The organism is Paenibacillus wenxiniae, assembly GCF_039822605.1.
Lineage (GTDB): Bacteria > Bacillota > Bacilli > Paenibacillales > Paenibacillaceae > Saccharibacillus > Saccharibacillus wenxiniae.
On the sequence record NZ_JBCGUH010000008.1, the window covers coordinates 67538 to 82393 of the forward strand.

Sequence of the window (14856 nt, forward strand, 5' to 3'; positions counted from 1 at the left end):
ACAAAAAATAACATTATCCGTAAATAATAAAATTAATAGGAGAGGAGTACTTAGTATGAATCTACCATCAAAAAAATTCATGAAAATTGAAAACGACATTATGGGATTACTTTTCAAGAAATTATCCTATTCAAAAGTACTATTAAATTCATCTGCATATTGGTTGTTGGGCTTTATGTTGTTTGTTATAATTACTGTTTTGGTTGTGCTTGGTATATCTCTACAATTGCCTACTCATTCTAAGCTTCAACTTATTTTGGGTATAGTAGGTATAGCAGGCGAGATATTAGTAGCTATTTCTCTCCTAAAATGGCTTCCTAATATTATAAAAAAACATATTAAACTTAAATATGTAGCTTATAATTATGAGCAAGATTTTGGATCTTCTCAAGATAAATTTCTATTTGGATATAGAATGGACACATTACTTAATGACTTATCAACTTACAGTATAGATTCTTCAAACATTGATAACTGGATAGAACATTTTGAGAATAAATCTGAACGGTTAAAATTGTCACTATGGAAACCTATATTAATTACTACAGCTATACTTTTTCCAATGTGGAATGAATTTATAGCGATTAATATGTCTAAAGGTTGGGGAGTAAGATTACTTTTATTTATTATAGCCATCATTTTAGCAATGGTTTGCGTTTATATTAATATTCTTCTAGAACGTACACTCCTCTCGAAAGCAAATAAGTATTCCCAAGTTGCGGATATATTAAAAGCAATAAAGCAAGAACTCAATAATACTATTTAAATATATAAAAAGAATGCTGAATATCAGCATTCTTTTTATACTGTTATCACTTTAATGGTTTGCTTCAACTATTCCACTTACGCTCCTCACGCGCTTGCCACAGCGCCCATGCCCCTGCAAGTGCAGATGCCAGCGTTAGCGCTACGGTAAAGTTACGCACCTGGTTTAATCGCAATACGAGCTGTTCAGTCAACCACGGATAGATGCCCTGGCTATAATCCATGTAGTCATTCAGCAGTGTCCAGCCCAGTGCCAGTACCAATGTCGTATGACGGAAAATGAAGAAACGAACATAGATCAGCGCTTCGATTGCCATCGTTAAGTGCGACGCGGTAAGCATCCAGTCCTGCCATATAAGCGTATCGCCCAATGCGGCTCCCCAGAAGATCATCGTTACTGCCCATACCCCGTATTTGACAGAAGTGACGACAGCTAGTGCTTCGAATAGAGCACGGATGCCTTTTAACCAGCGGCTGCGTGGCGGGAATATTAAAAAGGCAATTGCTATGCTGAAAAATAAACTTGCGGTCGGGCTATCGGGTACAAATACGACCATCCATGCTGGCCAGTGCAGCAGCGTATACTCCAATTGCAGCGCATACCAGTAATATCCATAAATCGTACCCAGTACATTACAGATGAGCAGTAGCCATAACAGCCAGCGACTGGTCAAAAAGGCTCTGCTCCAAAAATAAGAAATCGGCATGCCCATTCTCCTTTATCTCTATTGGGTATCAGCCGTCTTGTATGCGACGGTGACTACATTGAACTCAATCTTTATCATTGTAAAAGTACAAACGACACCTGTAAACAACTAAAAAGTCCACCCTGGATACAGGTGGACTTTTATCGAAATGTACTGTGTATGCGAAATATAGTGCGTATATGTTCTATTGCGCTTCCTTGATGATCAGTGTGACAGCGATTTGCGTTCATAACGCTCCACTTCTGGCAATGTCGTGTTGATCGCCGGTGTTAATAAGCGTAGTTCGCTAGTCCATTGCTGAAAAGCCTGTTCGTCCCGATCCGCAAGCGCCCGGTCAATGAGTGTGTTCAGTTCTTCTACGCGATGTTCGCGTAGGATTTGATCCCATACCATTTCAGCAGCCAGACCCAACATCACTTCGTAGGTTACCTTCATCTTGTACATAGGGCGCACCTCCATATGCTATTCAGGGATTTCTGAACTCTGCTCCTTTATCCACATAACTTTGCGTCGTTTTGGCCATCCGTTGCAAGTCTTCTTCCGTGAGTTCACGAATAACACGTGCAGGTGAGCCTAGAGCGAGAGTATAAGGGGGAATCGTTTTGTTCTCCGTTACAATGGAGCCTGCACCGATAAGCGAATATTCTCCGATATTCGCACCGTTCAGTACGATTGCACCCATGCCGATTAGCGAACCTTTGCCAATCCGACAGCCGTGAACGATAGCCGAGTGTCCGACAGAAACGTCATCTTCGATAAGTAATGGATGAATTTCATGCACATGTCCTACAGCTAAATCTTGAATGTTGCACCGTTGTCCGATTCGGACGGGAGCCAGATCGCCACGTAGTACGGCATTAAACCATACACTGCTATATGCTCCGATGCTCACATCACCGATTAGCTTCGCGCCTTCAGCGATAAAGGTGAGTTCCTCCACGCTCGGCATTCGATTTTTGTAGGGAATTAACATGTCATCCGCTCCTTATCTGCATTTTAACCAAAATCCATGTAAGCGCATCAACAATTTTGTAAAAAGGGCGGCAGATTCGATAAAAATATTGTCATCTTTAACGACAGAGCGACCTTTCTCCAACCGGATACCAAAACGTCTGAAACGACCTATACACGTATAAATAGCCCTGAGCGTTCATTTACAAGCAATAACAGGCTATTTATTCCAATTATAACCAAATAGCCTAGCATAAGCTAGGCTATCTTTCAAAATATTTATCGCAAATGGTCGCTATTGTTATACAGCACCGTATTCCATACGTCTGCTTCGCGCTCCAATACGGTGAGTGACAGATTGCCTACACGTTCGGTATGACGCTCTTGCATCAGTAGTTTAAACAGTTGTGACAACAAGCCGCCATGACTGACAACGAGTATATTATGGTTTGGAAACTGCTGCCAGGACGCTTCCAAAAAGTCCAACGCTCGGCTTTGTAATACATCGAGCGGTTCCTGTCCAAGCTCGACCGTTTCCCAATCGGCACCCCATTTTGCTTCACGTTCTTCCCATGTCATACCTTCAATCTGTCCGAAACCGCGTTCTTTGAGTCGCTCATCCGCTTCAAGTAGCGGAATATGCAAACGATTCGCAATAATCTGTGCCGTCTCATGCGCGCGTTGCAAACTGCTGGAAACGATATGACTCCACTCGATATGCTCAATCGCCAGTCGCTCTGCGAGCTTATGCGCCTGCGCTCTTCCTTCCTCATTCAAAGGAATATCACTCTGTCCCTGAATACGTCCCAGCGCATTCCAATCGGTCTGACCATGTCGGATTAATCCAATTCGCATATAATATATTGCCTTCCTTTCCGTATGTATATCAGCTTGTCCATAATGTATATCAGCTTACCTATTGTATTGCTCAAACGAATGGGTTACCCGTATGAATCACTTCCTGATGAATAACTAACGGGTCTGAAATAAGTCCATACTGCTCATCATCAGGATAAGTTACCGCAATGCTGGGTTGCGCTCCAGCAAACCGGTAGATAGCATCCCACGATGACCAGACCGTGCACAAAAAGAAATGAGCATAATCACCCTGTTGTACAATTTGTACATAAGCGCCAACGTTCCCCTGAATGCTACTTGAATGTTCGATTCCCGTTTTCTGCAAATGCAGCTCAAATGCCTGTTGTTGCTCAATCGGTACAAGCCCATGCCACGTTCTTGTAATAGCCAATATGATCCCTCCCTACACATAGACCAAAGTATAAAGGAGCTGAATATAAAAAATCAACCCGATCTGTCGCAGCAAAGCAGCAGAACGGGCTGATTATGATAGGTCATACTCCTATCGTGTATCTCTATTTATATTGCGATTGTTTATCGTGACCATTACTGTACTGATTTAACATAATCTCAACCCATTCCAACATCTTACTGATGTCGTGGTCTTGCCAGAAAACGCAGCGATACGAATGCAAGCAGCATACCGACTACAGACAAAACCATCCAGTATTGTGGATGAGTCGGGTCCATTTGAATGACAAGCGGATCAATTAATCCGCGCTGTGAGCCTGCAAAATGCAACGATGAATGAATCACCGTCGTTGCATCACTTGTTGCCACTCCGGTCGGTACAATGCCGGATACAGGCTCCTGCACCGTTTCTCGACGAAAGCTATTGGATACATCCAGCGTCAAATAAACAAAACTGCATAAGAAGATGCCGATTACAGCCGCAATCCATAAGGACAGCCGGCGGCGGAACATGCGAGAAATCGGGCCTCGTTTGGCACCATTTTGCAGCACCCACGGCGTCTCTGCATAGATACGTTCCATCACATTACGATTCACTTGCTCCGCTCGCAGCTCCAGCGCTGGATCGAGCGATAGTGTAGCTGCCTCAGCTTCCATTAGCTCGTGACTTTCCTGCCAGATGGCAAACTCTGCTGCACAGTCCTCGCATTCGCTAAGATGCTGATGGAGTTCCTGACGACGCGGGTCGTCCGGCTTCATATCCCAATAGATTCCGAATATTAACTCGGCCTCTCTGCAATTCATTTTCCCTTCATCCCTTCAATAGGCTCATCGTAGACCGAATCGTGAAAATACGGCTCTAACCGTGTTTTCACACTCGCCCTCGCCCGAAACAAAAGAGACTTGACGGAGCTTACACTTTGACAGAGGATATCAGCAATTTCCTGATAATCCAGCTGATCATATTCGCGGAGGATCAAAGCAGACCGCTGCTTTTCCGGCAGCTGATCGATAGCATCACGTACCATCTGTACGCGTTCGCCACGCAGTACCGCATGTTCCGGCACCATCGTACTTGGAGCAACCGGTGTATAGCCGCTTTCTTCCAGCGGTACATGACCAGCTTTTTGCTTACGTAGCTCACTTAGTACGGTATTGCGTGCGATCGTGTAAAGCCAGGTGGAAAACGATGCATCCACCTCGCGAAATGAATGAAGACTTTTGTACGCCTTGTAAAAGGTTTCGGAACAAAGGTCCTCTGCCATCATTTCCAGATTGGCACTTTTCAGCATATGATAAATGAATGCCAGAATTTTGCGCTGATAACGACGCATAAGCTCAGAATACAGCTCCACATCGCCATTTTTTATTTCCTGAATAATCAGGGAATCTGTCATTGAAATGCGACCCTCCTCGTTGTTGCCGCCGCATCTTCCCGTTCCTTATGTAGTCATTAATACTGAACAGGACGGCAAAAGTTGCGGTTAATCATTGAAATTCCACGATTTACAGCGATATGACTGCGAATCGCGATTGAAGCACCTGCCTTTGAGCAAAGCGATGATGTTTCGCTTGTCCAAACGATGCTTTCCCAGGCGCCTTGTAACCGAAAGCGAGCTATTGTTGCTCCTTATTTCATCTATGTCGAAATGTATTTATATCCATGCGAAATCCGTACAACCATGCCTTAAAAAATACCGACCATCATCTATAGCGTCTCATTTGCCGCTGCTCGTCAGAGCGACCCGTTCACGCACAACCTTATCATCATACCTGACTTTTAGACGCAAAGCAAAGTCAAAAGGTTGCCGTATCCTTCCATTTCATCTCTGAATGCTGCCGGATTCATACCATACGTCGTCTCGATCACCTGCATCATGGGCGATAATGGAAACGAAATTCAAACCTCAATATTATGTATAACTAGCACGTCTGGCACTATGGTGCAAGTACGTTATAGCGTATTTAGCAAGATAGCAATGCGCGCTACTTTTCCTTTATACCATAAAACAATACGGAGCACAAAATCGATCCGAATTATCTTTTAGACTATTCACGGATCTCCGCTATTTAAAATAAACGCACCCAAAAAAGCTGGCAAACAAAAAAAGAAACCGCTAACATTTGTTAGCGGCTGAGTACCCTATTTCAGGTGCTCCAGTTATTGGATAGGAGTGGAGAGAAACCATACTGTAGTTAAAGTATACTGTATGCGCTTTCATTTCGTCAACCCTTTTAGGTAATATTTTTGAAGTTTTTTACTATTTGCTCATTTGGCGAGTGTGTTGCAGACAAAAACCCGCATTTCTATGAAATTCGCAGTCAAACTCCACCCTATTCAAATTGCAATACGTTGACCATGCTACCGAGTATACGAATAGCATCTATCGCTTTAGCGACCGTCGGTACATTCACCATCAGCACTAGCAAGACGATACATACCGCAATCATGGAAAGACAACAAATTTGGCGTCTTCGTTGCTCCTGCTTTTGGGCTGCTTTTCGCTGAGCCTTAATTATCGTATCGGCTAATTGCTCAGGAATTCTAATATGGTCATACTGTTGTTTTCCAATCATATCGATTCGACCTCCCCGTCGATCAGGTGCACACTAATTTGCTCCATAATGCGATAAAATCTGGATTCGACTATATGTTCTGGCACCGATAATACCTCGGTCATTTCTATGAATGAAAGTCCAATAAAATATTTTAAAATAATATATGCCTTCTCTCCCGGGCGCAATTGGTCCAGCGCTTTATACAAATTCATCTTTTCTTCAATCGATCCATTCACCACAGGAGATTCACCACCCTGCATAAAATCATCTAAAAAGAGCATCGGCTCTTTACGATACATATGATCTATTGCCTTGTTAATAACGATGCCCAACATCCATAGCTCAAAAGAAGTGACCACGTTCGCCTTCATAAAAGCTATACAACCTTTATATGTAGCCTCCGATACGATATCCAGCGCTTCCTGTTCGTTTTTGACATAACAGTAGGCAAGTCGATAAATCTGATCGGATTCAGCGGTTATTTGTGCAGTAAATTGTAATTGTTTAGCTTTTGTACGTTTATGTTTGAACACTGCCTGCTCCCCCTTATGACATCAGTACATCGTTGAACTGTATTTCGCTTGGATGCTCAAACGCTTAAATATGTAATAATAAGACGGGTTGAAAGTGAAAATAGCTTTTGACAGTTCCTATTAGTGAGGATGCTAATTTAAATCTGGGTGTCAAACCATTTGCATTATTTTATAAAAGATTACAACTACAGATCAAGTACAGACTATGGGTGAATGCGGTACATTGACTCCAATAAAAATGCACCTTTTCATATGAACGGATGACGAGCATAGTCTCCGTTTTTATGAATAAGGTGCATTGCTAATCATTTATATTTGGGTATCGCTTGATACGTATGGATCACAATTTGCTTTCATGCTAATACTAGTCATCTGTGTACGAAACGGGTACGATTTAAACCAACTTCATTAACATATAACCCCTTAAACCCGTGCAAATACACTATATTCACTATCCAATAACATCGCCTTTGCCTGCTCCATATCGTTCTCATTGCGGAACGACAAGCGCATTACGCCCGGCACATCCTCACGGCTTTCAATAATCTGCACATTGCTAATGTTAATGCCACGATTACCGATTTCGGTCGTAATTTTGCCGATAATACCGGGATGATCAGGTACGTCCAAATACAGATCATACAGGTTGACAATCATACCTTTACGGCGTTCAGGTAGCTCATCACGGAATGCGCCAGCATATTCAAACTGCTGTTCGATCCCACGTGCATCCTGCGTTTGTAACAGCTCAATAAATTGCTGTACCCCTTGATTCCAATCTTCCAGCAAATTCAGCACCACATGCCGATTACCAAGCAAAATATCACGCCAGACGATCGGATCGCTGGAAGCAATGCGCGTAATATCGCGGAAACCACCAGCAGCAAGCATGCGATAAAGCGGGTTATGCTCATTGTACTCACGAATCTGATTCACCAGCGCAACAGCGATCACATGCGGCAAATGACTGATTGCACCTACGATCTCATCATGTAGCACCGGCTCTACACGCACCATCTGAGCACGTGTATGCTGCGATAGAAGCGTTGCAAGGCTGTCATACGCATCAGCCGGCACGCCTGCTGGCGGTGTGAGCACATAATAAGCATTTTCAAATAATAGCGCAGAAGCAGCGCCTACACCGGAGCGCTCGGAGCCTGCCATCGGATGACCCCCGATAAAATGCACATCCGTCTGGAAATGAAGCTGCTCGGCACAGGCGATAATCGATGCTTTTGTACTGCCTACATCGCTAATGATACAGCCTTTTTTTAAGGGTAGACGGCTAAGCTGTTCCAAATACGTATTGAGCAAACTGACCGGCACACAGAGGAAAATAAAATCTGCATCCAGCGCTGCTTCCTCCACCGATAGGGTGGCATAGTCAACGACCTGCCTTTCTTGAAACGTATGTATCAATTCCGGCAGGTGCGTATATCCGGTTACGTGAAGTCCCGGTTTTCCTTTAAAGCACAGGGCAAGCGAACCGCCGATTAACCCTACACCGAAAATTGCAATTTTTGTCGTCATTAGTATCCCACTCATTCTTTATCGATTGTCTTTCCTGCTGCGTTAAAGCGGTACATTGCGAATAACTGACAAACAGACGCTCCGCTCCTTCCAGCCATTCGGGCTGTGTCTGGATAAGGTGCCGTCTGTTTTCCGTTATGTTGCTCTACTGCCATCCCTGTATTGTACATGGAAATTTTCGATTACGCAAAACGCAACCTGCTTGCTGCTTGCTGCTTGCTGCTTGCTGCTTGCTGCTTGCTGCTTGCTGCTTGCTGCTTGCTGCTTGCTGCTTGCTGCTTGCTGCTTGCTGCTTGCTGCTTGCTTAATGATATGGCAAATCGGGATGATCTCAACCTTTTTTTCGTGGACATTCACGAATAGAGCGGTTCAGATCATCTTTTCTTTGCTATATTTTTCCCTTGTTACATTTGATCAGACGATAGTCATCTTACCTGTTTGTTCAGACCATTCTTACACCGTCGCCTGACGCTCCTGCAATGTTTGCTCCAGCGCTTGCACGAACGCTTCGTTTTGCTCTGGTCTACCGATCGTCACGCGAATCCAGGTTGGATACTTGCTATGACCGGAACGGATAATAATTCCACGCTGCAATAGCGCCTGGAAAATTTCCATACCCGGATGTCCGGTATCCACCATAATAAAGTTCGTTTCGCTTGGGAAATGTGTCAGTCCAAGACGATCAAAGGCAGCGATCAAATACTCCATGCCTTCGCGATTTTTGATCCGGCAATCATCGACAAACGCCTGATCACTAATCGCCTGACGTGCCGCTGCCTGAGCGATACGTGACGTATTAAACGGCTCGCGCACCTGATTGATCAGACGAATCGTGTCGGCATGACCGACGCCGTATCCGATCCGTAGCGCAGCCAGACCGTAAATTTTGGAAAATGTACGCAAAATCACGATGTTATTGTAACGCTCTAACAGCTCCACACTGCGTGGATAGTCGCCGGCAACGACATACTCATAATACGCTTCATCCAGCACAACCATTACGTTAGAGGGAACTGCATCGAGAAAAGTAACCAGCTCATCTTCCGTTACAATCGTTCCGGTCGGGTTGTTCGGATTACATACCCAGATAATTTTCGTATGATCGGTTACCGCAGCAAGCATCGCTGGCAGATCATGCTTACCTTGTTGCAGTGGTACTTCCACTACCGTTGCTCCTTCAATATCCGCATTGCTTTTATATACCGAAAATGTCTGATCCGCCATAATCGTCTCGTCTCCTGGCTCCAGAAAAGAACGAGAGATTAACGCAATGACTTCATCTGAGCCGCAGCCAAATACGATCTGATTCGGCTGTACACCGATATGCGCGGCAAGCTGAGCTGTCAGTTCCACCGCACCGCCGTCTGGATATAAATAGAGCTGAGATAGCTCATCGATAATCGCCTGCTGTACAGATGGTGCTGAGCCATAGGGATTTTCATTGGATGCAAGCTTGATCACTTGCTCCAGTCCCAGCTCGCGTTTCACCTCTTCAATTGGCTTGCCTGGCTGATAGACAGGAATATTAACAATACGTGATTTTGGTTTCAATCGGAACAACTCCTTATCGACTTAATGAACAGAAATCTATTCGCTCGCTTCTTTTATCTCATGCTAGCATCTAACGCTAGCTAGCGATTCGCTGGATGTAAGGAAGGCGCCTTTTGTGTAAAAGGCACCTGTGGATCAGTCTAATAACTTCCTACCCATCGCTTTCTACCGATCCGTTCTGTAGATGAGCGTCTATGCTTTATTTTATATCATTTTCTGCGCCAATACATCTTGCTGTTAGCATGTTATCGTTCAAACGACCATAACGATATGCTTGCTTGATCGGCTTGTATGATCTTTTAACGATTATTAATAATTAATGTGTACCTTTTAGCTCAGCGACAAATTGATGAATTTGCTGCAAACCATCTGCTTTACGCGCTGGATCGGTCAGCAGTGGAATTTGCGATTCGATCTGGCGCACGATCGCACTACCGACAACGACGCCATCACAAAATGCCGAAAACTGCTTCACCTGCTCATGGCTCGAAATACCAAAGCCAACCGCTACCGGAAGATCCGTACTCGCCTGCACACTTTTAATAAACTGCTCTACATTGGAGTGGAACGATGTACGTTCACCCGTCACACCGAGCGAGGATACACAGTATACAAAGCCCTGTGCACCGTTCAAAATCGAGGCGATACGCTCATGTGACGTTGGCGCCACCAGCGGCACCAGACTCACACCTGCTTCACGCGAACGCGCACGCATTTCTTCCGATTCTTCGATCGGTAGATCAGGAATGATCATGCCGCTAATATCATGATGCTGTAATGCTTCGAAAAAGCGATCCAGCCCATATTGCAAAATGGGATTGTAATACGTGAACAATACAAATGGCAACTGAGAACCACGTTCACGTGCCTGTTTTGCCACATGGAGACAGGTATCAATCGTCACACGATGCGTCAGTGCACGCTGGGATGCGCGCTGAATGACAGGGCCATCTGCAAGCGGATCAGAATAAGGTACACCTAATTCTAAAATATTCGCTCCAGCTGCTTCAAGTTCTATAATCACATCAACCGTCGTTTGCGGATCAGGATCGCCTACAGTCAGGAACGGAATCAATGCCGTTTCGCCCTTTTCCTTCAATGCAGCGAAGGTAACATCCATACGGTTTTGACTTTGTCCAGTGATGCTCACAGCGATCCCTCCTTTTCGTATCTCATAATCGACTCCACGTCCTTGTCTCCACGACCGGACAGGCAGACGACGAGCAGCTGATCTGATGTCATTTCTTTCGCCAGTTTTACAGTGTGTGCAATCGCATGAGCGGATTCCAGTGCTGGAATGATTCCTTCTGTACGACAGAGCAGCTTGAGTGCGTCAATCGCTTCCGCGTCGGTAATCGGCACATATTCAGCACGCTCAATATCTTTTAAATATGAATGCTCTGGGCCAACACCCGGATAATCCAGTCCCGCAGAGATCGAATGCGCCTCTTGCACCTGACCATATTCATCCTGTAGCAGATAGCTCATTGAACCCTGGAATACCCCTTTTGTACCGAGACTCATCGTTGCTGCATGCAGCGGTGTATCAATACCACGTCCAGCCGCTTCAACACCGATCAGACGAACCGCTTCGTCCCCGATAAATGGATAAAACATACCGATTGCATTACTACCACCGCCAATAGCGGCAACGACTGTATGCGGCAAACGATTTTCCTTTTCCAAAATCTGGCGTCTCGTTTCGTCACCGATAATACGCTGGAAGTTGCGCACCATCATCGGATATGGATGCGGGCCTACAGCGGAGCCGAGAATGTAGAACGTGTCGTCTACATTGCTAACCCAGTAACGAAGCGCTTCGTTGCCTGCATCTTTGAGTGTACGCGTACCAGAAGTAACCGGTACAACCTCAGCACCAAGCATATTCATCCGGAATACGTTTAATTGCTGACGCTTAATATCCTCTTCGCCCATGAACACTTTACATTCCAGTCCGAGCAATGCAGCAACTGTCGCCGTAGCAACACCATGCTGACCTGCGCCCGTTTCAGCGATAACTTTTTGCTTACCTGTACGTTTGGCGAGCAATCCCTGACCGATCGCATTGTTAATTTTATGTGCACCGGTATGGTTTAAGTCTTCACGTTTCAAATATATTTTAGGGCCGCCAAGCTGCTTCGTCAGTCGCTCTGCATAGTAGAGCGGCGTCTCACGGCCAGAATATTCTTTAAGCAAATAGTTCAGTTCTTCTTGAAATTCCGGGTCCTCCGCATACTGGCGGTAAGCATCTTCAAGCTCGATCAGTGCATTCATTAGCGTTTCCGGTACATAACGTCCACCAAAATCGCCAAATCTTCCTTTTGCATCAGGTAGTATTGTCATTATGTTCTCGCCCTTTCCACAAACCGTTTGATTTTATCGATATCTTTGATTCCATCCGTTTCGACTCCACTGGATACGTCAATCCCTTCCAGCGGATAGCCACGAACTAGTTCACTCACATTGTCAGGCGATAAGCCGCCTGCTACGAGTAATGGAATTTTATGTGATGCTGTCCAGCGGTGATACGGTGCAATACCATCCCAGGCAAAAGTTTTCCCTGAGCCACCACCATACAGCGGATCATGCGTATCCAGTAAAAATGCGTCAACCGCTTCTCCATACGGCGCTAGCTTTGCAGCAACGATGTCATCCGCTTGATGATGATCGTCCGTCTGTATCATGTCAGCAGCTTGTATAGGTTCTGCTGCCTGATGTTCTGATTGCGCTTGAATGGAGATGACCTTGATCACCTTCACCTGTAATTTTGTTCGTACTTCCTGACAAAATGCAGGCGTCTCACGACCATGCAGCTGAATCACATCCAGCGGCGCTACTTCAGTAATATGAATTAATTGTTCCAATGTTGGATTTACAAATACACCAACACTTTGAGGAGGCACTCCGTGCCACTGCTTTACTACATCCAGTAGCTCTGCTGCGCGTTCGCGGTCAATTTGCCGCTTGCTGCGTGCGAAGACAAATCCGATATAATCAATTGGTAATAGTATCATAGATTTTAGCACTTCAACGTCTTGAAGTCCACAGATTTTTATCTGTTTAACAGACGGCTCTGGCGTCATGCCAGAGCCTCCTGTTACCTGCTGTTCGTTAACAATAACTTCCTTTTCACTCATGAGAAGCGCCTGCTTCACGATTGGCAGGAGCCATTAATGTGTGTACGGCTGCTGCAATATCCGCTTGCCGCATAAAGTATTCACCAACGAGTACGCCGGCTGCTCCAGCATCAGAAACGTAGCGAATATCGTCTGGCGACATGATTCCACTCTCACTAATTAACGGTACACCTGCTGGTAATAGACGAATCAAGTCCGCTGTCGTGGACAGCGATGTTTCGAATGTTTTCAAATCACGGTTGTTCACGCCGATCAAACCATGTTCTACACTGCCCTCGATCGCTAGTACCGTTTCCAATTCGGCACGATCATGCACTTCGATCAAAATATCCAGACCGAGCGATACTGCTGTCTTAATATAACGATCAATTTGTTCTTTAGTCAGAATTGCCGCAATAAGCAAAATCGCATCTGCACCAATCAGACGTGCTTCATAAATCTGATGCTCATCGATAATAAAATCTTTACGCAATAGCGGCAAATTTACTGCTGCTCGAATATCTGTCAAAAACGAATTATTGCCCTGGAAATATTGTACATCGGTTAGTACCGAAATGCAGTCCGCGCCTGCTTGCTCATACGCCTGTGCGATGGTAACCGGATGGAAATCAGGACGAATTAGCCCTTTAGATGGGGATGCCTTTTTCACCTCAGCGATCAGACCAACACGGCGATTTGCACGCTTAGTTAACGCATCACGGAATCCGCGTGTTGCTGGCATCGTTGCAATGGTGCGTTCTGCTTCGGAAATAGATAAGCTTTGGGACAACTGTTCAACTTCCTGCTTCTTCGTAACGACAATACGATCAAGATACATAGCTGAATGCCTCCGTAGTTTGAATTAGTTGTTGCAGCTTGTTAGCTGCCGCGCCTGAATCAATCGCCTGTGCCGCAATCGCAGCACCTTCTGCCAAACTGTTTGCTTTGCCTGCCAGATAAATGCATGCTGCACTATTGGCAAGCACCACATCACGATATGCGCCTCGTTCGCCTTGAAGTACACGCCGGATAATCGATGCATTTTCGTCTGCGTTACCACCCAGCATATGCTCCAATGGATGACTGTTCAAACCAAAATCCTGCGGTGTCACTTCATACGTATGCACCTCGCCCTCTCGCAGCTCAGCGATGCGTGTTGGTGCAGCGATGCTAATCTCATCAAGTCCATCTTCACTAGCTACAACCATTGCGCGCTCCAGACCAAGCAGCTTTAAAGTATGTGCTACTGTTTCAATTTTACCGCCATCGTACAGTCCAATCAATTGTCGGTCCGCTCCTGCCGGATTGGTCAGCGGTCCAAGCATATTGAATACGGTGCGTACACCGAGTTCACGACGAGTAGCCGCCGCATGCTTCATCGAAGGATGGAACACCTGTGCAAATAGAAAGCAGATGCCGATTTCATTCAGACAGCTTGCTGCTTGCACCGCATTTAGCCCGATATTCACGCCAAGCGCCTCCAGTACATCAGCGCTACCTGCTTTACCGGAAGCAGAACGGTTACCATGTTTGGCGACACGAACAGATACCGACGCTGCAATGATCGCTGATACGGTGGAAATATTGAATTTATGAATACCCGATCCGCCCGTACCGCATGTGTCGAGCAAGCCTGCTGACATCACAGGTACACGTCCGCCACTGCTGCGCATCGCTTCCGCGAATCCGGTAATCTCTTCCACCGTCTCTCCCTTCATCCGCAGGGATGTGAGTAGACCGCCAATTTGAGAAGGTGTAGCTTCACCATTCATAATTGCGCTCATTACCGCATAAGACTGCTCCCGCGTCAGATGTTTACCTTCGATCACGTTCATAATCGCCTGTTGTATCGTTTCCGCTGTGTGCATACCCGTT

At 45.4% G+C, this 14856-nt stretch carries 18 protein-coding genes; 1 reads left to right on the forward strand and 17 read right to left on the reverse strand.

Going from position 1 to position 14856, the window contains the following annotated elements; translation table 11 throughout:
• Positions 1-55 precede the first annotated feature (55 nt).
• Positions 56-766 (forward strand): hypothetical protein, encoded by a 711-nt coding sequence (locus tag AAHF22_RS15420; protein ID WP_347325922.1) that lies wholly within the window; start codon positions 56-58, stop codon positions 764-766.
• Positions 767-830: 64 nt separating this feature from the next.
• Here the strand turns inward: AAHF22_RS15420 and AAHF22_RS15425 are convergent, their stop codons facing one another.
• The 17 genes from AAHF22_RS15425 to trpD all read right to left on the reverse strand — a co-directional run bounded on the left by AAHF22_RS15425 (position 831) and on the right by trpD (position 14849).
• Positions 831-1472 carry a DUF1405 domain-containing protein gene (locus AAHF22_RS15425; RefSeq protein WP_347325923.1) on the reverse strand — a complete coding sequence of 214 codons (642 nt, stop codon included), beginning with the start codon at positions 1470-1472 and terminating at the stop codon, positions 831-833.
• A 204-nt stretch (positions 1473-1676) separates the two neighbouring features.
• On the reverse strand, positions 1677-1916 hold the full coding sequence (locus AAHF22_RS15430; RefSeq protein ID WP_347325924.1) for an IDEAL domain-containing protein: 240 nt from the start codon (positions 1914-1916) through the stop codon (positions 1677-1679).
• A 22-nt stretch (positions 1917-1938) separates the two neighbouring features.
• Positions 1939-2445 carry a gamma carbonic anhydrase family protein gene (locus tag AAHF22_RS15435; RefSeq protein WP_347325925.1) on the reverse strand — a complete coding sequence of 169 codons (507 nt, stop codon included), beginning with the start codon at positions 2443-2445 and terminating at the stop codon, positions 1939-1941.
• 257 nt (positions 2446-2702) lie between these two features.
• Positions 2703-3278 carry a histidine phosphatase family protein gene (locus AAHF22_RS15440; protein ID WP_347325926.1) on the reverse strand — a complete coding sequence of 192 codons (576 nt, stop codon included), beginning with the start codon at positions 3276-3278 and terminating at the stop codon, positions 2703-2705.
• A 73-nt stretch (positions 3279-3351) separates the two neighbouring features.
• Complete coding sequence (locus tag AAHF22_RS15445; RefSeq protein WP_347325927.1) at positions 3352-3672, reverse strand: hypothetical protein; 321 nt, start codon at positions 3670-3672, stop codon at positions 3352-3354.
• 197 nt (positions 3673-3869) lie between these two features.
• A complete protein-coding gene (locus AAHF22_RS15450; protein WP_347325928.1) occupies positions 3870-4496 on the reverse strand; it encodes an anti-sigma factor family protein in 627 nt (208 codons plus the stop codon).
• On the reverse strand, positions 4493-5089 hold the full coding sequence (locus tag AAHF22_RS15455) for an RNA polymerase sigma factor (RefSeq protein WP_188775420.1): 597 nt from the start codon (positions 5087-5089) through the stop codon (positions 4493-4495). The genes AAHF22_RS15450 and AAHF22_RS15455 overlap by 4 nt, the downstream gene beginning before the upstream one ends.
• 937 nt (positions 5090-6026) lie before the next feature.
• Positions 6027-6269, reverse strand: a complete 243-nt coding sequence (locus tag AAHF22_RS15460; RefSeq protein WP_347325929.1) for a hypothetical protein — start codon at positions 6267-6269, stop codon at positions 6027-6029.
• Positions 6266-6784, reverse strand: a complete 519-nt coding sequence (locus AAHF22_RS15465; protein ID WP_347325930.1) for an RNA polymerase sigma factor — start codon at positions 6782-6784, stop codon at positions 6266-6268. Before AAHF22_RS15465 ends, AAHF22_RS15460 begins: the two co-directional genes overlap by 4 nt.
• 423 nt (positions 6785-7207) lie before the next feature.
• Entirely contained in the window at positions 7208-8314 is a 1107-nt protein-coding gene (locus tag AAHF22_RS15470; protein WP_347325931.1) for a prephenate dehydrogenase, read from the reverse strand.
• Between the two features lie 135 nt (positions 8315-8449).
• Positions 8450-8671 carry a hypothetical protein gene (locus AAHF22_RS15475; RefSeq protein ID WP_347325932.1) on the reverse strand — a complete coding sequence of 74 codons (222 nt, stop codon included), beginning with the start codon at positions 8669-8671 and terminating at the stop codon, positions 8450-8452.
• Positions 8672-8767: 96 nt separating this feature from the next.
• A complete protein-coding gene (hisC, locus tag AAHF22_RS15480; protein WP_347325933.1) occupies positions 8768-9865 on the reverse strand; it encodes a histidinol-phosphate transaminase in 1098 nt (365 codons plus the stop codon).
• 316 nt (positions 9866-10181) lie between these two features.
• Complete coding sequence (gene trpA, locus AAHF22_RS15485) at positions 10182-10985, reverse strand: tryptophan synthase subunit alpha (RefSeq protein WP_347326063.1); 804 nt, start codon at positions 10983-10985, stop codon at positions 10182-10184.
• A gap of 26 nt (positions 10986-11011) precedes the next feature.
• Complete coding sequence (gene trpB / locus AAHF22_RS15490; protein WP_347325934.1) at positions 11012-12208, reverse strand: tryptophan synthase subunit beta; 1197 nt, start codon at positions 12206-12208, stop codon at positions 11012-11014.
• The gene (locus AAHF22_RS15495) at positions 12208-12948 is read right to left on the reverse strand and encodes a phosphoribosylanthranilate isomerase (RefSeq protein WP_347326064.1); all 741 of its coding nucleotides are present in this window, start codon (positions 12946-12948) and stop codon (positions 12208-12210) included. The genes trpB and AAHF22_RS15495 overlap by 1 nt, the downstream gene beginning before the upstream one ends.
• A gap of 46 nt (positions 12949-12994) precedes the next feature.
• Entirely contained in the window at positions 12995-13819 is an 825-nt protein-coding gene (gene trpC / locus AAHF22_RS15500; RefSeq protein ID WP_347325935.1) for an indole-3-glycerol phosphate synthase TrpC, read from the reverse strand.
• A complete protein-coding gene (gene trpD, locus AAHF22_RS15505) occupies positions 13809-14849 on the reverse strand; it encodes an anthranilate phosphoribosyltransferase (RefSeq protein WP_347325936.1) in 1041 nt (346 codons plus the stop codon). Before trpD ends, trpC begins: the two co-directional genes overlap by 11 nt.
• Positions 14850-14856 lie beyond the last annotated feature (7 nt).